Origin of the sequence: Spongiibacter marinus (assembly GCF_016906995.1) — a bacterium.
GTDB lineage: Bacteria > Pseudomonadota > Gammaproteobacteria > Pseudomonadales > Spongiibacteraceae > Spongiibacter > Spongiibacter marinus.
Map to the genome: position 1 here is coordinate 248,461 of NZ_JAFBBD010000007.1, position 24,969 is coordinate 273,429.

The following is a 24,969-nucleotide window of genomic DNA, read 5'->3' on the forward strand; positions in this document are numbered from 1 at the left end:
ATTCTAGCTTGGTTGGTCGCGCAATTCAGCAGCTAAATCGGGAATTTTGCGCTGCTTCAGGACTTGGTAGGCGCGCCTTGCTAAACTGTGGCGCCAGTTTCAGGTAGAGGGATTTTAATACTGTGATTAATGCGCTAAAGCGGCCGCTGCTATTGTTGTTAGCTGCCTGCCTGTGCTCGGCCGCCGTCGCGGGCCGTGTCGATGACCTCTACAAGGGGCGCGAGGCCGTTGCTGAACAGTCCCCTGCGACTCTCCGCCGCGGCGCGGCCAGTGCGTTGGAGCAAGTCTTTGTGCGTGTGTCCGGCCAGGGCCAGCTGCCACAGTCCTCCGCACTTTCTGAAGCACTGGCTTCCCCCGAACCATTTTTGACTCGCTACAGTTATCGCCGTGAAAACACCGATGGCGAAGAGCGTCTTTGGCTGGACATGAAGTTCTCTCCTCGGCAGGTCAATGCGGTGCTTCAATCAGCCGGTTTGCCAGTGTGGTCGGCAAATCGTCCCACGGTATTACTGTGGCTGGTTGTCGACACCCCCGAGGGGCGAAGTTTCCTCGGCAGCGGTAGCCACCCGGACCTAGAAAAGGCGCTCCAGGATGCTGTGGCACGCCGTGGCCTGGCATTGCAGCTGCCGCTATTCGACTTGATTGATGCGGGTAATCTGAGTGCGCAGGCTTTGTGGCAAATGCCCGAGGCCCGAGTTCGCGAAGCCTCGCAGCGCTATGCGCCGCCTTTCATTCTTATGGGGCGGGCTTCCCAGTTATCCACTGGCCAGTGGTTGGCGAGCTGGGCCTTGCTCGATGAGCAGAGTGGCGAACGCTTTGATACCCAGAGTCAGCAAGACAATGGTTTTCTGGCGGCAGCGGTCGATCGGGTCGCCGATGTTCAAGCGCGTCGCTACGCGGTCAACAGTGTTGCTGGTGCCGGTGGGCGCACGCTGATCCATGTGAGTGGCCTCACGCGCTTTGACGACTACGCGCAGATGGTGAGTTATCTGGAATCTCTTGCGGTCATAGAGCACGCGAATGCGGCGTGGGCGTTTGGCGAGGAGTTGGTGCTGGAATTGGTGTTGAAAGACGATATGGATAAAGTCGAGCGCTATCTGCAGCTGGACGGCCGCCTGCGCCGCGCCGCTGAGGGCGCAGGCCGCAGCCGGTCGCCACTGGCGACGCAAGGCAACTATATCTGGCAGGGGCAGCCATGACAGTGAATGTTCGCTGGTTATGGTGGCTGGGGGGACTTTTACTGCTGGCGTGGTTGCTCAATGCCCTCAGTCCAATATTAATGCCTTTCGCCATTGCCTCAGTGCTGGCGTATATGGGGGATCCGCTCGCCGACCGCTTAGAGGCCAGAGGCGTGGGCCGAACCATGTCGGTGGTGTTGGTCTTCAGCGGCTTGTCGCTGTTCTCGCTGCTGATGTTTTTAATCACCTTGCCGTTGTTGCTGGATCAAATGCAACTGCTGGTGCAGCGTTTATACGCGCTGGTTGGATGGTTGCAAGAGACGGCGTTGCCCGGGTTGCGTGGATTTTTGGATTTGCCTGAGCAGGCCCAGCCAATCGATACGGCTAAAGAAGCGATCAGCAAACACTGGGATGCGGCAGGTGGCATTTTTGTCTATGTGTGGCAAAAAATAAGTGGCTCCAGTGTCGCGGTGATGACGTGGGTGGCGAACATCACGCTCATCCCTGTTGTTACGTTCTATCTGTTGCGCGATTGGGATGTGATGATGGCGGCAATTCGCAAGCTGCTGCCGCGTTCCCACGAAGCGCTGTATGTTGATATCGCGCGCCAATGCGACGAGATATTAGGTGCCTTTGCGCGCGGGCAATTTTTGGTGATGTTATCGCTCGGTGCGATATACACCGTCGGTTTGTTTATCCTCGGGCTCGATCTGGCATTGGTGTTGGGCCTGGCTGCAGGCCTGGCCAGTATTGTTCCCTACTTAGGGTTTATCGTGGGCATCGCTGCGTCGGGTTTGGCGGCGTATTTCCAGTTTGACCTGTCCTGGCAATTGCTGGGCGTTGCAGTGGTGTTTGGTATTGGCCAACTGTTAGAAAGTTTGTATTTAACGCCGTCGCTGGTGGGTGACAAAATTGGCCTGCACCCGGTAATGGTGATATTTGCCATATTAGCAGGGGGCCAGTTGTTCGGCTTTCTTGGCATTTTATTAGCGCTGCCGGTTGCCTCGGTAATGAAGGTGATGGCCGGCTATCTTCACGACGCCTATTTGCGCAGCGAGTGGTATCAAGAAGGTGGAGAAATCCCCCTGGTGCTTGAAGACGAGGACGAGGACTGATGGCGTCAACGCAGTTGCCCCTCGCGCTTAGCCTCGATACGGAAGCGACCTTTGATAATTACTATGTCGCCCCGTCGCAGCAGCTTCCGGTAGCAGTCTTAAAGGGGGTGGCAACGGGACAGGGCGAGAAGCTGGTTTACCTCGCTGGGCGCAGCGGTCGGCGGCACCTGTTGCAGGCCTGTTGCCAGTTGGCCGACGCGCAGGGGCGTTCGGTGCGCTATATCCCCGCTGCAGAATTGCTGGACTATCCCGCTGAAATGGTGCTGGAAGATGCCGATTTGGCAGACCTCGTGTGCATTGACGGTTTGTCAGCCATTGCCGGCCGCAGCGACTGGGAAGTGGCGCTGTTTAGTCTCTATAATCGCGCGCTTGGCGGGGGCTGCTCGCTGCTTTTTGCGTCTACCGACGTCCCTGATCAGTTGGCGATTGAGCTGCCTGACCTGGCGTCTCGCCTGCAGAGCTTTAGCGTTTATCGACTCTCTGAACTTAGCGAGGATGAGCGAATCGCCGCGCTTTGTCACCGCGCTCAAATTATGGGCCTGGATATTAACGAGGCCCTCGCAGAGTTTATCTATCGCCGTTGCCAGCGTGATCTAAAAGCGCTATTTGGCGTACTAAGCGACTTAGACCGTCACAGCCTAGCGCGGCAACGGCGACTGACGATCCCGTTTGTAAAAGAAATAATGTCTTGGTGAGTGAACTTTTCACTCAATCCAGACTCTCGGTGCGGGCGTGGCGTTGCGAATAGTGATTGCTTCTTTCTTGCGGAGCTTCTATAACTCTTTGCAACGCCGTCGCGGTAAAATTACTGAAAAGCAGGCGTGCAAGGGCATACTTGCGTGTTATTCTTGAGCCAAGACCCACCATTAAGGTAGGGCAACGGAAGACCTAAGTGATAATCAGGGGAGCTACAAAATGCGTAAACAATTAATGGGTGCTGCGATTGCTGCGGTAATTGCCGCACCAGCGATGGCAGATGACCACAGCAACAAGTGGTACTTAAATGCCGGCGTAGGTTATCAAGTTTTCGATTCTGCTTGGGACCTGGATGAGACCGCTGCCGGACTTCTAAGTATTGAAAAACAAATTAGCAAGAATTGGGGTGTCGAGGTCGGCGCGGTATATTCTGAGTCAGATAACAGCTATGACGTAGCAGCTCGCGATGCAGAATATCTCTCTCTCTCAGTAAGTGCCCTGCGCTACTACAATATCGAAAATAACGACCGTCTGACCCCCTACGCGGCTATAGGTTTGGGCGACGCTTACTATAATTTCGAAGCCCAGGATGACCAAGGCATCACTACCGGTAATGTTGGCGGTGGTTTACGCTATGCGCTTTCCGGCCCGTTGTCATTGCGCGCTGATGCCCGTTATTACTACGGCTTTGATACTGAAACAGACGACGGTATCGTCTCTCTGGGCCTAAGCTACGCGTTCGGCGGCGAGTCTAAGCCGGCTCCTGCTCCAGCGCCTGTTCAAAGCAATGACAGCGATGCTGACGGTGTTGAAGATGGTGCGGATCAGTGCCCAGGCACACCAGCAGGTGTTGCCGTTGACGCCAAAGGCTGTGCCTTGGACAAAGACGGTGACGGTGTACCTAACTACCGCGACAAGTGCCCCAACACACCAGCGGGCCGTCAGGTTGATAAATTCGGTTGTAAGTTTGTACTCAAGCACACCGAGTCGATCAAAATGGACGTGAAATTCCCACTGAACTCCGATGCGATTCCTGCTTCGCAAATCAGCGAGCTGAAGAAAGTCGCTGAGTTCATGAAGCGCTTCGGTGGTGTTAAAGCCGTTGTTGAAGGTCACTCTGACAGCACTGGTGCTGCGGCCTACAACAAGCAGCTGTCTCAGCGTCGCGCCGACGCCGTTCGCAGTGCTCTGATTAAAGAGTTCGGCATTGATGCCAGCCGCCTGAGTGCGATTGGTTACGGTGAAGAGCGTCCTATCGCTGACAACAGCACCAAGGCAGGCCGTCAGGCTAACCGCCGCGTTGTTGCAGTAATGGAAGCAGAAGTCGCTAAATAAATCGCGACTAGTGCATACCGGAAGGGGCTCCTGAGGGCCCCTTTTTTTTGCCTGAATTTCGACCCCCTCCTGTTAAATACTCCCCAACTTGTCATGCCCCAATTGAGGGCGAGTTGTTCTGTGTTGCCGAATAGCCCGCCGTATTTACTGGCTTTCAGCCTGATTTAGTTAGTTGGCATAGTTCTTGTTAAATCCAGAGTAGATGCGGTGATTTGCTTGGCAATTCACCAAGTTGGTGCGCTTTTTTAGCCCCCGTGGGCTCGGTTTAGCACACAAACAGTGCGCAACAATGAGGGATTTCATGATATTCGGTCGCAGAAAACGCAAGCCCATTACGATTGCTGACAAGCAGGTAGTGGACTGGAAGTACGCCGTCTGTGGTTATTGCTCCACGGGGTGCTCAATTGAGGTCGGTTTGAATGCCGACGGAAAGCCGGTGGCGAGTCGCGGCAAGGGCAATGCGCCGGTTAATCAGGGCAAGCTGTGCATAAAGGGTATCTTTGAGCATGAACTGAGTGGCACCGCTGGTCGTGGTACGCAGCCGCTGATGCGCGACCGGATATACGACGCGTTTTCTCCAGCCAGTTGGGATAGCGCGCTCGATCGCACGGCTGAGGAGTTTATGCGAATCCAGCAGAAGTACGGTCGCGATAGCGTGGCGATTGTGTCTACCGGCCAACTGCTGACAGAAGAGTTTTACACCCTGGGAAAATTGGTTCGCGGGGTAATTGGTAGCAACAACTACGATGGCAACACCACACTGTGTATGGCATCGGCAGTGTCCGGTTATAAACGCTCCTTCGGCGCTGATGGGCCGCCCGGCTGCTACGAGGACTTCGAAAATACTCACTGCCTGATGGCCTTTGGCTCAAACCTCCCTGAGCAACACCCCATTATTTATTGGCGACTAAAAGAGGCGTTGGAGAAGCGCAAGTTTCCACTGATTGTTGTCGACCCGCGAGTGACCATGCTTGCGCAATTTGCCGATATCCACTTACCGATAACACCGGGTACTGATCTGGTGCTGCTAAACGCCTTAGCTCACGTCATTTTGAAGGAGGGCTTGCAGGATCAGGCTTATATAGACGCCCACTGCAACGGCTTTGATGAGCTTGTCGCGACAGTAGAAAAATATGACCCCATCACCGCCTCGCGAATATGTGGTATCGACCCAGACACCATCAAGCATGTGGCCCGCATTTACGCAAAGGCACCGTCGGCAATGAGTATCTGGACGATGGGTATTAATCAGAGTACCCACGGCACCGACGGCGTGTGCGGCATTAATAACCTCAACCTGATTACCGGCAATATCGGCGTGCCCGGCGGGACCAGCCTGTCTATTACCGGGCAGTGCAACGCCATGGGCACCCGGGAGTGGTCATCCTGCTCTGGCCTGCCGGGCTATCGTATGCTTGAGAAGCCGGAGCACCGCAAGGAGGTGGCCCAGTTTTGGGGGGTTGATGAATCCTTCTTTCCAGCAAAGCGCGGTTTGCAACAGACCGATATTTTTCCGGCAATAGAGTCGGGCGATATTAAGGCCTTGTGGATTGTTGCCACCAACCCGTTGACCTCCATGCCGAACCAACCGCGAATTAAAAAGGCCTTGGAGAAGCTCGAATTTATGGTGGTGCAGGACGGCTACCGCGACTGTGAAACGGTCGACTATGCCCATGTTTATCTTCCTGCTGCCGTGTGGGGGGAAAAAGAAGGGGTACAAACGAACACTGAACGGCGGGTAAATTTGGTGCGCAAGTTTACCTCGCCGCCGGGGGACGCCAAGCCCGATCATTGGATTTTCTCGCAGCTGGCCAAACGTTTTGAGCGGGGCAGGGAAATCGCTTTTCCCGAGACGACCTCTGAAATCTTCGATGAAATGAAGCAGTTGTCAAAAGGTCGCGGCCGGAATTTGGATATCTCCGGCATGAGCCATGATCTGATTGAAGCGCAGCGCGGCATCCAATGGCCGATGCGCGAGGGTGATGAAACGGGTAGCCCACGGTTGTACAGCGACGGCGTATTCCCCACTACAAACGGGCGCGCCAACCTGCTGGCCATGGACTACATCGAGGACAATGAGGTGCCGGATGAGCACTATCCTTTCTGGATGAACAGCGGCCGTGTCGTGGAGCATTTCCACACCCGCACTAAAACCGGAAAAATTGGAAACCTCAATAAGTTCAGTCCAACGCCTTACATGGAAATGAATCCAGACTCCGCGCGCGCGGCCGGGGTGAGCCACCAGAGCTATGTGCGTTTGGTGTCGCGTCGCGGCGACGCTGTCGTTATGGTGCAGCTCACGCAGCGGGTTCCCCGCAATATGCTGTTTATCCCTATGCATTATCACGATTGTGTTAACCGGCTGTCGCTGGGATTGCTTGACCCCTATTCCCGCCAGCCAGCCTTCAAGCAGTGTGCCGTGCGCATTGAACATATTGATCAAAAGGAGGCGGCGCGACTCAACGTTGAACGCCGGGCTTTCTAGTTGGCCGTGTTAGCCGTGACATCCCCCATTACACCAAGAAGGGCTTAGTTTATGTGGAAGGTTCGAGACGATGAGCCGCAGTACGCTTTCCTGAAAGAGTCTGGCGCGCCTGAGGTGAATTACTATGAGGCGCCCATTGATCTGATCGCCCGCAGCGGCGGCGCTGTGCCTGCCGGGCGCGAAATGTTTATCAATGAAGAGCCGGGCGTGGGCAGCAACCCAAATCGCAACAAGCAACACGCCTTTCACTTTACCGCCGACAACTGCATTGGCTGCCACGCCTGTGAGGCTGCGTGCAGTGAAAAAAATGATAACCCAGCGCATATCAGCTTTCGGTCAGTGGGCTATGTCGAGGGAGGCAGTTACCCCGATTTCAAGCGCATGAATATCTCAATGGCCTGTAATCACTGCGACGATCCGGTGTGTCTGAAGGGGTGCCCAACGCGCGCCTATACCAAACATGTTGAGTATGGCGCGGTATTGCAAGACCCGGAAACCTGTTTTGGCTGCGGTTATTGCACGTGGGTGTGCCCCTACAATGCGCCGCAGTTAGACCCAATAAAAGGCCAGGTGAGCAAATGCAATATGTGCGTTGATCGCCTGGAAGTAAATTTAAAGCCGGCCTGTGTTTCTGCCTGCCTGGGTAACGCGCTTAATTTTGGTGTCGTGGAAGATCTGCCGGAGAATCGCGAGCAGGCGAAGCTCAGTATTCCCGGTTTTCCCAGCCCGGAAATTACGCATCCGAATATTCGCTTCCAGCAAACTAAACGCATGCCGGATGAGGTGACGCGCACCGATGGTATGGCGGTGAAATATCACAAAGATGAGCAGGGTGAGTACCGCCCGGTCGTGGACCAGAAAAAAGGCGTTGAAAAGCGTTGGGGGCTGGACAAGCTGAGCTCTCGCGAAAACCCCTTGGTGATTTTTACACTGGTTAGTCAGGCGTCCTTGGGGGCCTTTGCTATCAGTACGCTGGGTTCGGCATTCGCCCTTGAGCCGATACTCGCGCTGCGCTCATCGGCGCTGTATGTGCCGTTTGTTGCGCTGGTTGTCGCCCTGGCAGGTGTCGGTATGCTGATGTCGGCAACCCACTTGGGCAAGCCGCTGCGCTTTTACCGCGGCTTCAATAATCTTCGCCATTCCCCAGTGTGCCGCGAGGGCTTGGGCATGCTGCTATACATGGTGTTTGCCGGCCTGCATTTACTGAGCGTGCTGCCCGATAATGCGGTATTTCAGCGTTGGTTTGGCGATTGGGGGCACTACCCGGTAGCTGCCGCTGTGTTGAGTACACTCGCACTGGTGTCTGGCGCCGTTGGCCTGTATTACATGTATCGCTGCTATCGAATTCCTGCGCGGCCCTTTTGGAATCACTGGCAAACAGGTAGCAGCTTTGTTGGCTCTGCCCTGGCTCTCGGCGGTATTGTTTGCTTGTGGTTTATGTTGCTTAGCGCGCCGGCCAGCGGCGCAGCTGAAAACACCGTCGCCATGCTTGCCCTGGGGGGCGGGCTGATTATGGTCGCTGCGCTAATCGAGGGGCTGGGCCTGTGGCAACATGCCCGAGCAATGAATGTTGCCAACAACGAGGGCAGCGTTTCCCATTACATTCAAACAACGGTGTTTGCCAAAAGTTATCTGCTGCGCAATGCGCTGTTGTTGCTTAGCGCGGTGATTGCCCTCGGCCTTACCCTCACGCAGGGTGGCATCGCCACAGGCTTGATCGCGGCGGCGTTGAGCTTGTGTGTGTTGGCCTATGCGGTAATTGGGCGGGCGCTGTTTTATGTATTGGTTGTACCGACCACGATGCCCGGCGCATTCTTCTGGAAGAACAAAGACTTCGAGGAACACGCCCGGGACATCGGCTTAGCCAACCTGCCGCAAGTCGGTGTGGTCGCCGACCTGCACTAAGCGAAGGTTCAGCGCGGGCCCAGAGAAAGTGCGAGAATCATACTGATCTCGCACAGTGGTCGGCCGCTCTGGGCCTGCAGCGTATTGAAGGCATCCTGCACCTTGATCAGGTCGCGTTTGGCAGTGATCTGGGTGCGGTCAACAATTCCCTCGGCCATCAAGGCGGTGGCCACGTCGCGGCTCAATACGAAAGTATCCTTGCCGACAAAGCGCAGGAAGTATTGGCCGCTATTTCCGCCGAGTCGGCAGCCATGTTTTTTCAGATATGCCCAAAGACCGATGGTGTCATCACTGGGCCAATCGGCGAGGAATTGGCCCACGCCACCATGCTTCTCCTGCAGCTCTAAAACGAAATGGGCGTTTTCCTGTACCGCGCGCACCTTGCTCAGGTTGCGAATAATTCGCGTATCGCTGGCCATCTCCTCTATCTGCTCGGGGGAGCGCATCGCCACCCAGATGGGCAGAAAGCGATTGAAAACCTCCTCAAAGCCAGGCCACTTTTGGCCGACAACGCGCCACACAAAGCCCGCACGAAAAATACAGGCCGCCATTTCAGCGAGGTAGCGGTCGTCCGGTGTGCCGATCAGTTCAGCGGGGCTCTTATGGCTGGGCAATTGCGCTTCTATGGCAGCGATGCTGCCGTGTTGATCAATAGCGCGCGATAAATAACGGTCATAGAGCGTCGACATGTGATTTCTCCGAGTACGGGCCAGCCTCATGCAGACGGATGATTGGGTGCTGCGGGGCGTGGGGCTACCATGATGGCCGATCATACACTTTAAATACGCCCGATGGACGCAGTTCGACCGCGATAACTGGGCCAGCACGCCGGAATAAGAACTATGACAGAACAAAACTGGGATCACAGCGTCGACGTCTTGGTGGTCGGCAGTGGTAATGGCGCCATGACCGCCGCTCTCAGCTGCTACGAAATGGGTGTTACCGACGTCCTATTGCTTGAAAAATCCGAGCTTGTTGGTGGTACCAGCGCAACGTCGGGTGGCGGTGTTTGGATTCCCAATAATCGCTATGCCAAGGCGGCGGGCGCGCAGGACAGCATCGCGGATGCAAAACAATACTTGCTGAATACCACGCCCGAGGGCGCGGTGCCTGAAGAAATGGTCGATGCCTATCTGGAGAACGGCCCGAAGATGGTCGAGTTTCTGCACCAGCGCAGCGATGTGCGCTACGAAACTCTGGAACACTATCCTGATTACTACACCAATGTCGAAGGCTCGCGCACGGGCCACCGCTCAATGGAGCCGGAGCGTTTTGATTCTTCGCTATTGGGCGACGATGTCAAACGCCTGCGCCCCTCGCATCACATGATGCGCCTGTTTGATCGTATTTATTTCACTCAGGTTGAGGCGGCGTTGCTAACCGTTCAGGGGCCGGGTTGGGTAAAGCTGACGCTGAAACTGATGGCCAGCTATTTCCTGGATTTCGCCTGGCTGCTGCGCGGCCGTAAAACAAGCCGCAAGGTGTGTACCGGGGCTGCGGGAGTGGCGCGCTTGTGGTACTCGCTGAAGAAGCGCGACATTCCGTTGTGGACCGAAAGCCCCATGCTATCGCTGATCGAAGAGAATGGTCGCGTGGTGGGTGCCGAAGTTAGCAAGCAAGGCAAGCGTATGCGCATTCAGGCTCGCAAGGGCGTGGTGCTGGCGGCTGGCGGCTTTGAGAAGAATCAAGCCATGCGCGAAAAATATTTGCCCGCGCCCACCAGTACTCAGTGGAGCGGTGGGGTGGACGGCAACACTGGCGACGCGATCAACGAGGGTATGCGCCTGGGAGCGGCTACCCGCCTGATGGATGGCGCCTGGTGGTGTACCACGATCTCCGTGCCAGGAGAGCCGGCACCGCGGTTGAGCATTATGGAGAAATCCTTCCCTGGCTCCTGTGTGGTGAATATGAATGGCGAGCGTTTTGCCAATGAGTCGCAAAACTATATGGCCTTCCAGAAAGACCTCTACCAAGTGCACAGCGAAGAGAACCCCTGCTCACCGATGTACCAGGTGTTCGACGCGCGTTTTCGCCGCGACTACATTGTTGGCCCATTAATGACGGCCCAACTCAAACCGGACTGGACGATTCCCAAGAATTGGTTTGACACCAAGTTGGTCGGCAAGGCTGACAGTATTCGCGAGTTGGCCGGGCAGCTGGGCATTAACGCCGACAACCTCGAAAAGACCGTTGAAAAAATGAACGGCTATGCGAAAACCGGTAAAGATCCTGAGTTCCAGCGCGGCGACTCGGCCTATGACCGCTACTATGGCGATCAGCGCTTTGAGCCCAACCCCTGTTTGGGCGCCATTGACGAAGCGCCGTTTTATGCGATTCGTGTCGACGCCGGTGACTTTGGCACACAGGGCGGGCTGGCCACGAACCCCAACGCACAGGTGATGAAAGAGGATGGCCAGGCAATCGATGGCCTTTACGCGGTGGGCAACTGTAGCGCGGCGGTGCTGCCAACCTATCCGGGCCCGGGCTCAACATTGGGGCCTGCAATGACCTTCGCCTACCAGGCCGCCAAGCACATCAGCGGTTACCAAGACTAAAATACCCGCGGCGAGGGCAATCCTCGCCGCTGTCTCTTTCCTGCAACAAAACCGTCGTCAAAATGTAGTTCTGCTCTATTAGCCTGCTCCCCAACCTTATTCCGAGTTGGAGAGAACAATAATGCGTTTTACAAAGAATGCGATCGCCAGTGGGGTGCTAATTGCGTCATCGCTGATGTTGGTGGCCTGTGGTGGTGACGATGGCCGAAACGGTGCTCAGGGTCCGCAGGGTGTTGCCGGCAGTGACGGTCAAAATGGTAGCAATGGCAGCGACGGTCAGAATGGCAGCGACGGCATAAACAGCCTAATTAGCCAACACCGGCTGCCGGTGGGCGACCTCCAGTGTTTCGACGGCGGTTTGCGCATTGATTCAGGTTTGGACGATAACGGCGACGGCGTATTAGATACCGCAGAGGTTGATCAGTCGACCACCCTGTGCGATCCAACTCAGCTCAATGGCGACAAAAATTTCAATCGCATCGCCACCTACGCCGTTTGTCAGCAGCTGGATGCCAGCTGCGATACCGACACCGAAACGGCGGCAGAGATTGTTGCCGCCAGCGAAGATGGCAATGTGCTGATTTACACCGACAGCCCCAGCGACAGTATTGGTTTTGTCGATATCACCACGCCAGACCAACCCACCGGCCTGGGTTCACTGCCGCTTGGCGGCGAGCCAACCTCGGTGGCGGTGAAGGGCGGTTATGCGCTAGTGGGTGTGAATACCTCCGCGGATTTTGTCAACGTATCCGGCAAACTGGCGGTGGTGGATATCGCTAGCCGCAGCATCGTTCAACAGCTTGATCTCGCTGGGCAGCCCGATTCAGTCGCAGTAAGCCCCGACGGTCGCTACGCCGCCGCGGCCATTGAGAATGAGCGCGACGAGGACCTTGGAAATGGCGAGCCTCCTCAATTACCGGCGGGCAGTGTCGATATTGTCGATATTGCCGCCGCTGATCCGGCGTCGTGGGCGGTGCGCAATGTCGCCTTGACCGGTCTTGCCACGCTGTTCCCCGAAGACCCCGAGCCAGAGTATGTGGACATCAACGCTGACAACATCGCGGTGGTTACCCTGCAGGAAAACAACCACTTGGTATTAATCGACCTGACAGATGGCAGCATCGTTAATCATTTTAGTGCTGGCGCCGTCGATCTAAACGGCGTTGATACCCAGGAAGAGGAGCTGGCGTTAATCAGTCAGGTCGACTCACTCAGTGCAGTTCCCCGTGAGCCCGATGGGGTGACGTGGTTGTCAAGCCAGTATTTCGCTACGGCCAACGAGGGTGACCTTAATGGCGGTAGCCGCGGGTTCAGCGTTTTCGATAAAGAGGGCGAACTGCATTTCGACAGTGCTGAGCAGCTCGATCACTGGGTGGCGCGACTTGGGCATTACCCCGACGGGCGTTCCGGCAATAAAGGTAACGAACCAGAGAATGCGGAATTTGCTGTGTTTGGCAGTGAGCGCTATTTGTTCGTGAACTCGGAGCGTTCAAGTGTTGCCTTCGTTTACGATGTGGCGGATCTGCGCAAGCCGGTATTAAAGCAGGTATTACCCACGGCACTGGGGCCCGAGGGAGCGCTTGCGATCCCCTCGAGAAATTTGCTGGTGGTGGCCAGTGAAGAAGATGCCCGCGATGACAAATTCCGCGCGGCGCTCAATATCTATCGCTACGACTCCGCTGCTGCGCAGTACCCCACTGTGCTCTCCACTGACCGTGAAGATGGCAGCCCGATTCCCTTCTCGGCGATATCGGCGCTCGCCGCTGACCGCCACCAGGCCACCACGGTATATGCCGTTGAAGACAGCTTCTATCAGCGCAGCCGGATCTTTACCATCGACACCGCCGAGCAACCAGCGCGTTTGAATAAAGAAATGCGCATTCTCGACAGCAACGATGTACTCGCGTCATTGCCTGCCATCGCGCTCGCGGATAGTAGTGTTGATGACGACCACCCCAGTCGCGTTGGCGTCTTTGATGTCGCAGACCGCGCGGCGCTGGTGAACGATGATAAAACGGTCAACCTCGACCCGGAAGGTTTGGCTCAAGCCAGCGACGGGGGCTTTTGGTTGGTCTCAGAGGGCAGCGGAACCATCGGCGATGACAACCGGCCGATCAACAGTTTGAATATGCTTATCAAGCTATCGGCTGAGGCGGTGATCGAGCAGGTAATCACCCTGCCTGGCAGCGTTAACGCCACGCAGCAGCGCTTCGGTTTTGAAGGCGTGGCGGAGCAGGGCGGTAAAGTCTACGTGGCTTTCCAGCGCGCCTGGCAAGGTGACACTGAACCGCGCATTGGTGTTTACGATCCGGCCACGAGTACCTGGAACTTCTTCTTCTACCCCCTGGATGCTGCGCTTTCCCAAAACGGTGGTTGGGTTGGTTTGTCTGAGATTACCGCACTGGGTGGCGAGCGCTTTATGGTCATCGAGCGCGATAACCAAGGCGGCCCTGATGCGGCAATTAAGCGCCTTTATGAGTTCGACCTTAGTGGCTTGGTAACCGGCGATACCGTGACCAAAACATTGGTGCGTGACCTGATGGATGACTTGCAGATGCCCGGCGGACTGGTGCCCGAAAAAATTGAGGGGGCCGCCCTGATGGCCAATGGCGACGTGCTGATCATCAATGACAACGACGGCGTCGATGACAACAGTGGCGAAACCCAGCTATTGAACTTGGGCAATATTGTGAAGTAAACAATAACAGGCCCTAATCACTCAGCCCGCGTAAGCGGGCTTTTTTTGCATCGCTTATTTTTGGGTCTAAATTAGACCGTTATCTGCGTTTAGTCTGTCTGAATAACATAAAAATTTCGCGATCTGCTGCCTATTATTAGTCCATGTCAAAACAATAACAGGCAGGTAGCAGCATGGCACTGCGCAAGGTATCGCTGGCAGACAAATACGCATTGGACACGACCCGGGCCTATCTCACCGGGATAGAGGCCTTGGTGCGCTTACCCATTCTTCAGCATCAGCGCGACCAGGAGCGAGGCCTGAATACCGCGGGCTTCATTTCGGGCTATCGTGGTTCGCCACTGGGCACACTGGATCAGACGCTGTGGCAGGCTCAGGATTACCTGGACCGCCACCATATCAAGTTTGTACCGGGCATCAACGAGGACTTAGCGGCAACCGCCGTTTGGGGTAGCCAGCAGCTCGGGTTAAACGGCCATGCGAAGTACGATGGCGTGTTCGGCATGTGGTACGGCAAGGGGCCGGGTGTCGACCGCAGCATGGATGTCATCAAACATGCCAATGCTGCCGGCACCAGCCAATACGGTGGCGTACTCGCGGTGGCGGGGGATGATCACGCAGCCAAGTCGTCTACGCTGCCTCATCAGTCAGAGCATATGTTTATCGGTGCCTCGATTCCGGTACTGGCCCCGGCAAATGTACAGGAAGTGTTAGATCTCGGCGTCTTTGGTTGGGAGTTGTCGCGTTACTGCGGTAGCTGGGTGGCCTTAAAAGCGATCACCGAGAATATGGATTCGGCGATCTCAGCCGAGATAGACCCCCATCGCATCAATATCGTGTTGCCCGAGGACTTTGTTTTGCCCGCTGATGGTGTCCACCTGCGTTGGCCCGACACTCCCCTGGATCAGGAGCGCCGGCTGAATAAATACAAAATTTATGCGGCCCGCGCCTTTGCCCTGGCAAACCATATCAACCGCATCGTTATTGATAGTCCCAAGCCGCGTTTGGGCATTATCACCAGCGGCAAAGCCTACCTCGATGTTATGCAGGCGCTGGAGGATTTGGGTATCGATCACGACAGCGCCGCCGCAATCGGTTTGCGTGTATACAAAGTGGGGATGCCGTGGCCACTGGAGCCAGTGCTTACCCACGAGTTTGCTAGCGGCCTGGAAGAGATTCTGGTCGTCGAGGAGAAGCGCTCAATCATCGAAGACCAACTCACTGGTCAGCTCTACAACTGGGCCGTCGACAAGCGGCCGCGGGTGATCGGTGAATTTGACGAACACGGCGCAGACCTGCTGCCCAATGTGTCCGAACTCACCCCGGCAATGGTGGCCAGGGCCATTGCGGCGAGGATCCGCCGTTTTTATCAGAGCGAAGACATTGAAAAACGCCTGAGTTTTTACCAGCAGAAGGAGCAGTCGCTGGCGAGTAAACGCAACAAGATTGATCGCAAACCCCATTACTGCTCAGGCTGCCCCCACAATACCTCTACACAAGTGCCGGAGGGCAGCATTGCCATGGGGGGTATTGGCTGCCACTACATGAGCACGTTTATGGAAAGCCGCCCCGCGCAAACGTTTACGCAAATGGGCGGCGAGGGTGTGACATGGATCGGACAGGCTGCCTTCACCGACACTGAGCATGTTTTCCAGAACCTCGGTGATGGCACGTATTTCCACTCGGGAATTTTAGCGATCCGGCAGGCCATCGCTGCCGGCGTGAATATCACTTATAAACTGCTCTATAACGATGCCGTGGCAATGACCGGCGGCCAGCCGGTAGACGGTCAGCTCAGTGTGGAACAAATTATTTTGCAGCTGCGCGGAGAGGGCGTTGAGCGCATCGCGCTCGTTTCTGACCAACCTGAAAAGCACACCCTCGCCGAGACCGAAGGGCTGAGTATTCACCATCGCGATGCCGTGCTCCCGGTGCAAGAAATGCTGCGCCGGGTAAAAGGTTGCAGCGTATTGATCTACGAGCAAACCTGCGCGGCGGAAAAGCGCCGACGGCGTAAACGTGGGTTGATGGATGACCCCAATCGCCGCGTGGTCATCAACCAGGCGGTATGCGAAGGCTGTGGTGACTGCGCGAAAAAGTCCAACTGCCTATCGGTGGTGCCGGTAGAAACGGAGCTGGGTCGTAAGCGCGAGATTGATCAAAGCGCCTGCAACAAAGACTACTCCTGCGTGAAGGGGTTTTGCCCCAGTTTTGTCTCGGTGATCGGCGGCCGTTTAAGGCAGAGCACGGCAACAGCAGAGGATGACTTTGCCGCGCTACCGGAGCCAACAGCGCACAGTCTGGAGCAACCTTGGAATATTGTCGTTACAGGCATTGGCGGTACTGGGGTGCTTACCGTTACCGCGGTATTGGCGATGGCGGCGCATATTGAAGGCAAGGGCTGCGCGACGATGAATCAGACGGGGCTGGCGCAAAAATTTGGACCAGTCGTAAGCCATTTGCGCATCGCCCGCCGTCAGGACGACATCAATGCGGTGCGTATTCCCGCGGGTGACGCCGACCTTTTGTTGGGCTGCGACTTGGTAGTGAGTGCCAGCGACGAGGCGATGGCGAAGGTGAATATAGAGCGCTCGCATGCGGTGATTAATGATAGCGAGGCGCCAACATCGGCGTCGATATTCGACCCCGATGCGGCCTTTCCTGCCCGTGAAATGAAGCAAATTATTGAAGAGGAGGTCGGCGCCGGAAAGGTTCACTTTATTGAATCCACGGTCATGGCCACTCACCTGATGGGCGACGCCGTCGCCAGTAATTTCTTTATGCTCGGCTACGCCTTTCAACGCGGTTTAATTCCCGTTTCCAGCGAGGCGGTAGACGCGGCGATAGAGTTGAACGATGTTGCAGTGGAATTCAATCAGCGGGCATTCCGCTGGGGGCGCAGGGCGGCAATCGATGAGTTGGCTGTGCGACGGGCCAGTGGCCTTGCCGCCGAGCACTGGCAACCACTGTCCGGCCTGGACGAGATTGTCGAGCACCGTTACGGGCAGCTGTGTGATTATCAAAACGCGCGCTATGCCCAGCGTTACCGCGACGCAATAACGCAGCTTGCCGATAGTGAGCGCGCGGTGGTGGGTGACCAGGCATTGTCGCTGAGCATCGCGGCGGCCCGCACGCTCTACCATGTCATGGCATATAAAGATGAATACGAGGTTGCCCGCTTATTTACTAACGGGGAGTTTATGCGGCAATTGCGCGAGCAGTTCGAAGGGGATTTCACTTTGCAGTTTCATATGGCGCCGCCCCTGCTAAGTCGTGTAGACCCTAATACCGGCGAGCACAAAAAGCGCCGCTTGCCTGGCTGGTGTCTGCCGGCGTTTAAACTACTCGCCGCGGCCAAGGGCCTGCGAGGAAGTCGCTGGGATATTTTTTCCTACACGGCGGAGCGGCGCATGGAGCGAGAATTATGCGAGCAATTTCTCGCAGATCTCGCCGACATCGCCGCGCAGTTAACGTTCGAAAACAGAGGCTACGCGCTAGAGCTGGTAAGCAGCCTGGACAAGGTGCGGGGCTTTGGTCATGTGAAGCAGGCGAACGCTCAACGCTATGCAGCCGCTCGCCGCAGCCTGTTGGCAAAATTTAATGGCGATGCGTTGCCCTTTGTCGAACTGGCTAGCGCCACGAGCCAAACATAAAAAGGTGTCGTTTATGGCAGTGTTTAGCGCCCCCTCTTTTGATCAACACGAGCTTGTCGCGTTCTGCGAAGACCGCTCCACGGGCTTGCGGGCAATTATTGCTGTGCACAGCAGCCAGCTTGGGCCGGCGGTGGGCGGTTTGCGAATGTACCCCTACGCGGACGATGCGGCGGCGCTTGACGATGTGCTGCGGCTGTCGCGTGGTATGACCTATAAATCTGCGCTTGCCGGGCTACCAATAGGTGGTGGCAAAGCGGTGATTATTGGTGACCCCTCGCGCGAAAAAAATGCCGCGCTACTTGAGGCAATGGCCGGTTTTATTGATAGTTTGGGCGGCCGCTATGTCACGGCTGAAGACTCCGGCACCACGGTGGCCGACATGGCGCAAATAGCCAAACACACCTGCTATGTTTCCGGGCTCGACAGCCACGGTGGCGGTGACCCGTCGCCATACACCGCTTACGGTGTTTACTGTGGTTTGCGCGCGGCACTGCAACAGCAACGCGGCAGCGATAACCTCGATGGTGTGAGGGTGGCAATTCAGGGAGCGGGGGCCGTTGGCAGCCACCTCGCGAGGCGGTTAATCGAAGACGGTGCAACCGTACTGGTTGCCGATGTGAACCCGACATTACTGACACCCCTGCAGGTACTTGGGGCAGAGGTGGTCGAGCCAGCGAGCATATTGAGTCAGCCGGTGGATGTTTTGGCGCCCTGCGCAATGGGGGCCGTGCTAAATGCGGAAACAGTGCAACAGGTGAGGGCGTCGATCATTGCCGGTGCCGCCAATAACCAACTGGCTACACCGGCTCAGGCGCAGCAGCTTGCCGATCGCGGTGTCTTATACGTGCCGGACTTTGTTATTAATGCCGGGGGTATTATTGCGGTCTATCATCAGCGCCAGCACGGCGGGGCGCTGTCAGCCGATGCTGAGTCGACACTGTTGCAGCATGTCGAGGGCATTGGCGACAAGCTGGGGCTGATCTTCAAGCGGGCAGCCCAGCAATTGTGCCCGCCCCATGTGGTGGCCGAAGCGATGGCTGAAGAGGTATTGTTGGCACAGGGTAGGCAAGCCGCAACAGAAAACTGAAGGAGGGAATAGGTGACAACGTGGAGCCGAGATAGCTGGAGAAATAAGACCGCCTTGCAACAGCCGAGGTATGGCGACGCTGCGGCGCTAAGCGCAGTGGAGCAAAGTCTGGCCGCAATGCCGCCATTGGTGTTTGCCGCTGAGGCCCGCGCCTTACACAGCCAGTTGGCCGAGGTTGCCGAGGGGCGAGCGTTTTTACTTCAGGGCGGCGACTGCGCCGAAAGTTTTGGCGACTTTTCGGCGAACAATATCCGCGATACCTTCAAAGTGTTGATGCAGATGGCCATCGTGCTTACCTATGCGGGGCGTTTACCCGTGGTGAAAGTTGGCCGCATGGCGGGGCAGTTTGCCAAACCGCGCTCGGCAGAAACAGAAGAGCGCGACGCCGTGGTGCTTCCCAGTTATCGCGGTGACATCATCAACTCCCCCGAGTTTGATGCGGCGGCCCGCACGCCCGACCCGCAGCGCATGTTGCAAGCCTATCACCAGTCCACCTCCACGTTGAATTTGCTGCGGGCTTTTGCCACCGGCGGCTTGGCTGATTTGCACCAGGTTAACCAGTGGAACCTCAGCTTCTTGGATGGCAACCCTCTGCGCGAGCGCTATCAGGCCTTGGCGCACAGCATCCAAGATGCACTGGCGTTCATGGAGGTGTGTGGCATCAATAGCGACAACACCCCCACGCTACGTGAAACGCAGCTGTATACCTCCCATGAAGCGTTGCTTCTCAATTATGAGGAGGCCCTGACTCGCCAGGACCATTTAACCAGCGACTTCTACGATTGCTCGGCACATATGTTGTGGATCGGTGAGCGCACTCGTCAGCTCGATGGCGCTCATATCGAGTTCTTTCGCGGCCTTAAAAACCCGGTTGGCGTAAAGGTTGGCCCGTCGATGACAGGCAACGAGTTGATCGCTTTAATTGATGCTTTGAACCCAGACAATATTCCCGGTCGTCTAACCCTGATTACCCGCATGGGCGCCGACGTGCTGGCTGAGCGCCTTCCGGCACTGGCGCGGCGAGTGCAGCAAGAGGGACGCAGCGTTGTGTGGTCCTGTGACCCCATGCACGGCAATACCGTGAAGGCGGGTAATGGCTACAAAACACGCTCTTTTGATCGCATTCTGGAAGAAATTCGCCACTTCTTTGCCGTGTTGCGCAGCGAGCAGCAGCACCCCGGTGGCATTCATTTGGAGATGACTGGCCAGCATGTGACCGAGTGCACTGGCGGGGCGTACCGGCTGTCCGAGTCGGACCTGGACAAGTGTTACCAAACTCAGTGTGATCCGCGTTTAAACGCCGACCAAGTGCTGGAACTTGCCTTTTGCGTGGCGGATTTCCTGCGCGACGACGGCCGTTAACGTCGAGGGCCAAAACGGCCGGGGTTCACAGCTGGGTTTCCAGCGGGAGCTCGGTCGTGTTTTTGATTTCGGTTACCGCGATGTGTGAGTGCGTTTCGCCGATCATTGGCAGGCTCAGTAGGCGCTCGCGTACGAAACTTTCGTAGTGGCGAATATCGCGGGTGATAATCTTCAACATATAATCCCACACGCCGGTCATCGTGTAGCATTCGACGACTTCGGGAAAGTCGCTCACCGACGATTCAAATTCTTCAAGTTGCTGCCGCCCGGTAATGCTCAGGTTTACGGTGGTAAAAACCACTAATTCCATACCCAGTTTTTCGCGGTCGAGGATGGCGACTTTTTTACGCACGATACCGGCTTGCTCTATCCGGTTGATCCGCCGCCAGCAGGGCGACTGGGACATGTTGAGGGTTTCGGCAATCTCACTGGATGTCTTGCTGGCGTCGCGCTGAAGAATACGCAGGATGGTGATATCTTGTTTGGCGAGTTCTGTTGGCATTCGCGCCCTCCAATGCATAAATAAGATAAGGCTTTATCGCTTTGCGTCTAACTATAGTCGCCGTTGTGGAGTTGTGCGCAATGCGATTTGTGCGCAGCGCGGCGGGGCGCTATGCTTTTGCACAGAACACTACTCCACACAACACAAGGTCTGTTCTCCGCCCACTAACTGGAATGCCCTATGGTCGCTAAGCGCTTATTTCTTGTCATTGCTGCACTGGTTCTTGTCGCCTGTGAATCCACCTACTACAACGCCATGGAAAAGGTGGGGATCCACAAGCGAGACATTTTGGTTGATCGCGTGGAAGAGGCAACGGAATCGCAGCGCGAGGCACAGGAGCAATTCCGCGACGCCTTGGGTGAGTTTCGCTCGGTGGTGAGTTTTGACGGCGGCGACTTAGAAAAACTTTACGATCGTCTCAATGCCAGCTTTGAAGACAGTCGCGCGGCAGCGGACGACATCCGCGACCGTATCGACGCAGTGGAAAGCGTGGCTGAGGCCCTGTTTGAGGAGTGGGAGGACGAGCTCTCGCTGTACAGTAATGCGCGCCTGCGCGATGACAGTGCAGCCAAACTCCGCGACACAAAAAATCGCTACAACCGTCTGCGCAAAAGTCTGCGGCGCTCAGAGAAAAGCTTGGCGCCCGTATTGGATAACCTGCAAGACAATGTGCTGTATTTGAAGCACAACCTCAATGCTTCGGCGATCTCAGCCATCAAGGGTGAATTGGCCACCATCGACCGCGATGTCACCGCATTAATTGCAACCATGGAGGCTGCTATCGCCGAGTCGGAAGGGTTTATCGCGCAATTGCGGTAGTGGCAGCCCGGTCTGTGCCTGTCCGAATAACTAAATGATGTGTCCTTCGCAGACATTGGGTGAAGGACTAGCGGCCCCTAAGCTTGGCGGTAGTTCATAAAAGAAATAACAGGTAACGCCTATGCCATCTGCTGCACCGTCGCTCGCGCCATCGAGCGGTTCCTCTGCAACACGTCACAGTTATGCCATCGTCGGCACCGGATTTGCCGGCCTGGGTATGGCGATAGAGTTGAAAAAAAAGGGACGGGAAGACTTCATCATCCTTGAGCGTGCCGAGGATGTCGGTGGTACCTGGCGAGATAATCACTACCCCGGCGCCGCCTGCGATGTGCCTTCTCATCTGTACTCTTTTTCATTCGAACCCAACTGTGACTGGTCGCGGGTATATCCCACCCAGCCAGAGTTAAAGCGCTACCTGCGGGAGGTGGCGGAAAAGTGGGATTTGCTGCCTCATATTCGGTTTGGCCACCAACTCAACGCTGCCCATTACTGTGAGCACAGCCAGCGCTGGCAGCTGGAGACCACAGGCGGGAATTACAATGTCGGCATGCTGATCAGCGGCAACGGTGGATTGGCCGAGCCGCGCCTGCCGGATATTCCGGGGGTGGAGCGCTTTGCCGGAAAGTGCTTTCACTCAGCCAACTGGGATCACAGCTACGACCTGCGCGGTAAACGCGTGGCGGTGATTGGCACCGGCGCGTCGGCCATCCAATTTGTACCTGAAATTGCCGACCAGCCCGCGCAACTCGATGTTTACCAACGTACACCGAACTGGATTATTCCCCGCAAAGACCGGCCATACAGTGAGTTGGAAAAGGCAGCCTTTCGCTACTTACCCGGCGTACGCCTGGCGCTGCGCAGCAAGATTTACTGCCACAACGAAACCCGCATACTGGGAATGGTGCTGCACCCCTCGCTAATGAAACTGTATGAGCGCATGGCACTGCAGCACATACGTAGTCAGGTAAAAAGCCCGGCGCTACGCGAGCGAGTCACGCCAAGCTATCCGGTGGGTTGTAAGCGTGTGCTGATTTCCAATGACTGGTACCCCGCCCTGCAGCGGCCGAATGTCAGCTTGTTGAGCGATGGCATACAAGAGATTCGCGAGCACAGTATCGTCGATGCCAACGGCACCGAGCGCGAGGTGGACTGTATTATTTTCGGCACGGGCTTCTATGCCACCGAAAACCCCATTGCCCAGATCATTCACGGTCGCGGGGGCCAGTCTCTGGCAGAGGCATGGCGCGATGGCGAAGAGGCGTATTTGGGCACAACGGTTAACGGCTTTCCCAACCTGATGTTGATCGTTGGCCCGAACGTAACCCTGGGGCATAGCTCCATGGTGTACATGATCGAAACGCAAATACAGGCGATCAGCCGGCTGTTAGACGAATGCGAGCAGCGCCATTGTGTGGAAGTTGAAGTGCGTGAGGCGGTGCAGAAGCAGTTTAACCGCGCGCTGCACAAACGGCTTGATACCTCAATATGGGCCACGGGCTGCGACAGCTGGTATAAGCACCGCAGCGGCAAAATCACTCAGCTGTGGCCGGATTTCACCTTTCGTTTTCGGGCGATGCACCGGCGTTTTACGCCTGATGACTACCAGTTCAGCCCCGCCAGCGCAGCGCATATGGCAGAAAGCCATGCGTCGCCATCGATCAATTAGCCGGGGAGCATGCGATGTTAAGTGATCACTTGGCGCGTGCAGCGCTGGCTGCTGACCGCTGGCGCTGTGGCCTGCGAGCAAAGTTTTGCATGGTGGGCGAACAGCCCTGGCACTATCTTGAAGGTGGCGTGGGGAAGCGCGACACGATTGTATTGCTGCATGGCTTTGGCGCCGACAAAGATAACTGGACGCGTTTCGCCGGTCGGCTGCGCGCAAATTACCACGTAATTGCCGTGGACCTGCCGGGCTTTGGTGAAAACCCCTGCCGACAGGACTTGGACTACAGTATGGCTGCCCAGGCAGAGCGATTGAGAGGACTCTTGTCAGCGCTCGGCGTCGGTCGCTGCCACATGGCAGGTAGCTCAATGGGCGGCCACTTAACGGCGGTATATGCCCAGCGCTATCCACAGCAGTTGCGCAGTATTTGCTTGTTTAATAATGGCGGTATTCAAGCGCCTGAACGCTGCGATATGGAGCGTGACCTGGAGAAAGGGGTAAACCCCTTGCTGGTGTCGTCGGAGTCAGACTTTGATCGACTCTTAGCCCTCGTGTGTGAGAAACAGCCTTTTCTCCCCAGGTTGGTTCGCAACTATATGGCCAGAGCGGCGATGGCGCGCCGAGAATGTATAGCCGCTATTTTCCGTCAGTACCAACAGGAAATATACGGTGGGCTAGATGCTGTACTGCCTGCCTTGTCTTTGCCCGCACTGGTAATCTGGGGGCGTCAGGACAGGGTGCTCGACGTCAGTAGCGTGGAGGTGATGCGACCCATGTTGCCCCACGCGAGCGTTACCATTATGGAACAGACGGGTCACTTGCCGATGCTGGAGCGCCCCGCCGCCAGTGCCAAGTGCTACCAGCAGTTTCTCTCCTCACTGGCCTAGCGGCGTTGGTGAGTCTTGCGAAAGGCGCCGGGGGTATTGCCGGTCATACGTTTGAAAGCCTGCGAGAAGCTAGAGGCATCAGCGTAGGATAATCGCTCGGCGATCTGTTCAATACTCAAGGGCGTGCTGCGCAGTAGCTCTTCCGCCAGTGTGAGACGGATCTCGTCGCTGAGTTGGCGAAATGAACTGCCTTCGGCATCGAGTTTGCGGCGCAGGGTGCGGGAGGTCATGTGCAGGCTGCTTGCCACCGCCTCCATGTCCATCTCCATGGGGCGCTGACGCAACAGCAATTCCCTCACTTTTCCCGAAAGGCCGCGGCGGGCACTGCGGCTGGCGAGCAGCTCGCCACATTGTTTTGCCAGTAGATTCGCGGTGTTTTCATTGCCGACGGTGCGCGGGATATCCAATAAGGAGTTGGGAAATTCCAGGGCATTGTATTCGGCATTAAATTCAACCGGCCCACCGAAGCTGTCGTGGTAGCGCTCGGCATACGACGGGCGCGGGTGACGGAAGCACACCCTGTCGGGTTGAAAATCACTGCCCAGCAGCTCGCGCATAATTACCGCGGCGGCGGCCATTTCGCGCTCCAGGCAGAACAGGCGAACATCTTCTGGCACATCGCTGTCGTCAAAGATAATGCACGTTTTATCGCCGCGCGTTGCAATGGTAAAGCCTGCAAAAACGAAGGTAAGCTCCTGATAGTTACGCGCCAATTCAATGGCTTTTCTCGGCGTGGGGCTGCTGGCGATGGCAAAGCCCCATATGCCGTAGGCAGACAGTTGGTAGCGCTGCCCAGCGGTCAGGCCCAAGCCTTCGATGGGCGGCAGTGCTCCAAGCAGGTTGCGGATAACGGCAAGTTCACTCTGGGCTTCAACCACTGTTTCAGGGTTGTTGAGGTGGGTTTGGCTCAGACCGCTATTGTGAAGCAGGGCGTGTATGGGGGCGCCTAGCTCTTCTCCCAACGACACCAGAATTTGCGCGCTCATTACACTGCGGCAGAAGTCCCAGTTTTGCATCACTTAACCCATC

Annotated in this window: 17 protein-coding genes; 14 read left to right on the forward strand and 3 right to left on the reverse strand. The window is 56.4% G+C overall.

The features are described 5' to 3' along the window. The first annotated feature begins 122 nt into the window (after positions 1–122). The 6 genes from HNR64_RS12575 to HNR64_RS12600 all read left to right on the forward strand — a co-directional run bounded on the left by HNR64_RS12575 (position 123) and on the right by HNR64_RS12600 (position 8,714). Positions 123–1,199 (forward strand): DUF2066 domain-containing protein, encoded by a 1,077-nt coding sequence (locus HNR64_RS12575; protein WP_204996783.1) that lies wholly within the window; start codon positions 123–125, stop codon positions 1,197–1,199. Continuing rightward, entirely contained in the window at positions 1,196–2,293 is a 1,098-nt protein-coding gene (locus tag HNR64_RS12580) for an AI-2E family transporter (protein ID WP_204996784.1), read from the forward strand. The genes HNR64_RS12575 and HNR64_RS12580 overlap by 4 nt, the downstream gene beginning before the upstream one ends. Next, positions 2,293–2,988, forward strand: a complete 696-nt coding sequence (gene hda, locus HNR64_RS12585) for a DnaA regulatory inactivator Hda (RefSeq protein ID WP_204996785.1) — start codon at positions 2,293–2,295, stop codon at positions 2,986–2,988. The genes HNR64_RS12580 and hda overlap by 1 nt, the downstream gene beginning before the upstream one ends. 220 nt (positions 2,989–3,208) lie before the next feature. Next, positions 3,209–4,324 (forward strand): OmpA family protein, encoded by a 1,116-nt coding sequence (locus tag HNR64_RS17200; RefSeq protein WP_239547817.1) that lies wholly within the window; start codon positions 3,209–3,211, stop codon positions 4,322–4,324. Positions 4,325–4,625: 301 nt separating this feature from the next. After that, positions 4,626–6,809, forward strand: coding sequence for a molybdopterin oxidoreductase family protein (locus HNR64_RS12595; RefSeq protein WP_204996786.1), 2,184 nt, complete (start codon positions 4,626–4,628; stop codon positions 6,807–6,809). Positions 6,810–6,860: 51 nt separating this feature from the next. Continuing rightward, entirely contained in the window at positions 6,861–8,714 is a 1,854-nt protein-coding gene (locus HNR64_RS12600) for a DmsC/YnfH family molybdoenzyme membrane anchor subunit (RefSeq protein ID WP_204996787.1), read from the forward strand. Between the two features lie 8 nt (positions 8,715–8,722). Here the strand turns inward: HNR64_RS12600 and HNR64_RS12605 are convergent, their stop codons facing one another. Then, on the reverse strand, positions 8,723–9,403 hold the full coding sequence (locus HNR64_RS12605; protein ID WP_204996788.1) for a DNA-3-methyladenine glycosylase I: 681 nt from the start codon (positions 9,401–9,403) through the stop codon (positions 8,723–8,725). Positions 9,404–9,556: 153 nt separating this feature from the next. On the opposite strand from HNR64_RS12605, the gene HNR64_RS12610 reads away from it, so the two are divergent. The 5 genes from HNR64_RS12610 (at position 9,557) to HNR64_RS12630 (ending at position 20,069) form a co-directional block, all read left to right on the forward strand. Next, positions 9,557–11,269, forward strand: coding sequence for an FAD-binding protein (locus HNR64_RS12610; protein WP_204996789.1), 1,713 nt, complete (start codon positions 9,557–9,559; stop codon positions 11,267–11,269). Between the two features lie 121 nt (positions 11,270–11,390). Then, entirely contained in the window at positions 11,391–13,967 is a 2,577-nt protein-coding gene (locus HNR64_RS12615) for an esterase-like activity of phytase family protein (protein WP_204996790.1), read from the forward strand. 173 nt (positions 13,968–14,140) lie between these two features. Continuing rightward, positions 14,141–17,620, forward strand: a complete 3,480-nt coding sequence (locus tag HNR64_RS12620; protein WP_204996791.1) for an indolepyruvate ferredoxin oxidoreductase family protein — start codon at positions 14,141–14,143, stop codon at positions 17,618–17,620. 13 nt (positions 17,621–17,633) lie between these two features. After that, complete coding sequence (locus tag HNR64_RS12625; protein WP_204996792.1) at positions 17,634–18,707, forward strand: Glu/Leu/Phe/Val family dehydrogenase; 1,074 nt, start codon at positions 17,634–17,636, stop codon at positions 18,705–18,707. A gap of 12 nt (positions 18,708–18,719) precedes the next feature. Next, positions 18,720–20,069 carry a class II 3-deoxy-7-phosphoheptulonate synthase gene (locus HNR64_RS12630; RefSeq protein ID WP_204996793.1) on the forward strand — a complete coding sequence of 450 codons (1,350 nt, stop codon included), beginning with the start codon at positions 18,720–18,722 and terminating at the stop codon, positions 20,067–20,069. 25 nt (positions 20,070–20,094) lie between these two features. On the opposite strand, the gene HNR64_RS12635 is transcribed toward HNR64_RS12630, so the two are convergent. Then, positions 20,095–20,571, reverse strand: coding sequence for an Lrp/AsnC family transcriptional regulator (locus HNR64_RS12635; protein WP_204996794.1), 477 nt, complete (start codon positions 20,569–20,571; stop codon positions 20,095–20,097). Positions 20,572–20,751: 180 nt separating this feature from the next. On the opposite strand from HNR64_RS12635, the gene HNR64_RS12640 reads away from it, so the two are divergent. The 3 genes from HNR64_RS12640 to HNR64_RS12650 all read left to right on the forward strand — a co-directional run bounded on the left by HNR64_RS12640 (position 20,752) and on the right by HNR64_RS12650 (position 23,940). Further along, positions 20,752–21,390, forward strand: a complete 639-nt coding sequence (locus tag HNR64_RS12640) for a DUF2959 domain-containing protein (protein WP_204996795.1) — start codon at positions 20,752–20,754, stop codon at positions 21,388–21,390. Positions 21,391–21,511: 121 nt separating this feature from the next. Continuing rightward, complete coding sequence (locus tag HNR64_RS12645; protein WP_204996796.1) at positions 21,512–23,056, forward strand: flavin-containing monooxygenase; 1,545 nt, start codon at positions 21,512–21,514, stop codon at positions 23,054–23,056. Between the two features lie 14 nt (positions 23,057–23,070). Then, entirely contained in the window at positions 23,071–23,940 is an 870-nt protein-coding gene (locus tag HNR64_RS12650) for an alpha/beta fold hydrolase (RefSeq protein ID WP_204996797.1), read from the forward strand. On the opposite strand, the gene HNR64_RS12655 is transcribed toward HNR64_RS12650, so the two are convergent. Further along, a complete protein-coding gene (locus HNR64_RS12655; RefSeq protein WP_204996798.1) occupies positions 23,937–24,926 on the reverse strand; it encodes an AraC family transcriptional regulator in 990 nt (329 codons plus the stop codon). The genes HNR64_RS12650 and HNR64_RS12655 overlap by 4 nt on opposite strands. Between the last annotated feature and the right edge of the window lie 43 nt (positions 24,927–24,969).

What these genes read in the sequence shown, in the direction of transcription:
- HNR64_RS12580 (WP_204996784.1), top strand. Translation starts at nt 1,196, where the DNA reads ATGACAGTGAATGTTCGCTGGTTATGGTGGCTGGGGGGACTTTTACTG.
- hda (WP_204996785.1), top strand. Translation starts at nt 2,293, where the DNA reads ATGGCGTCAACGCAGTTGCCCCTCGCGCTTAGCCTCGATACGGAAGCG.
- HNR64_RS17200 (WP_239547817.1), top strand. Translation starts at nt 3,209, where the DNA reads ATGCGTAAACAATTAATGGGTGCTGCGATTGCTGCGGTAATTGCCGCA.
- HNR64_RS12595 (WP_204996786.1), top strand. Translation starts at nt 4,626, where the DNA reads ATGATATTCGGTCGCAGAAAACGCAAGCCCATTACGATTGCTGACAAG.
- HNR64_RS12600 (WP_204996787.1), top strand. Translation starts at nt 6,861, where the DNA reads ATGTGGAAGGTTCGAGACGATGAGCCGCAGTACGCTTTCCTGAAAGAG.
- HNR64_RS12605 (WP_204996788.1), bottom strand. Translation starts at nt 9,403, where the DNA reads ATGTCGACGCTCTATGACCGTTATTTATCGCGCGCTATTGATCAACAC.
- HNR64_RS12610 (WP_204996789.1), top strand. Translation starts at nt 9,557, where the DNA reads ATGACAGAACAAAACTGGGATCACAGCGTCGACGTCTTGGTGGTCGGC.
- HNR64_RS12615 (WP_204996790.1), top strand. Translation starts at nt 11,391, where the DNA reads ATGCGTTTTACAAAGAATGCGATCGCCAGTGGGGTGCTAATTGCGTCA.
- HNR64_RS12620 (WP_204996791.1), top strand. Translation starts at nt 14,141, where the DNA reads ATGGCACTGCGCAAGGTATCGCTGGCAGACAAATACGCATTGGACACG.
- HNR64_RS12625 (WP_204996792.1), top strand. Translation starts at nt 17,634, where the DNA reads ATGGCAGTGTTTAGCGCCCCCTCTTTTGATCAACACGAGCTTGTCGCG.
- HNR64_RS12635 (WP_204996794.1), bottom strand. Translation starts at nt 20,571, where the DNA reads ATGCCAACAGAACTCGCCAAACAAGATATCACCATCCTGCGTATTCTT.
- HNR64_RS12640 (WP_204996795.1), top strand. Translation starts at nt 20,752, where the DNA reads ATGGTCGCTAAGCGCTTATTTCTTGTCATTGCTGCACTGGTTCTTGTC.
- HNR64_RS12645 (WP_204996796.1), top strand. Translation starts at nt 21,512, where the DNA reads ATGCCATCTGCTGCACCGTCGCTCGCGCCATCGAGCGGTTCCTCTGCA.
- HNR64_RS12650 (WP_204996797.1), top strand. Translation starts at nt 23,071, where the DNA reads ATGTTAAGTGATCACTTGGCGCGTGCAGCGCTGGCTGCTGACCGCTGG.
- HNR64_RS12655 (WP_204996798.1), bottom strand. Translation starts at nt 24,926, where the DNA reads ATGAGCGCGCAAATTCTGGTGTCGTTGGGAGAAGAGCTAGGCGCCCCC.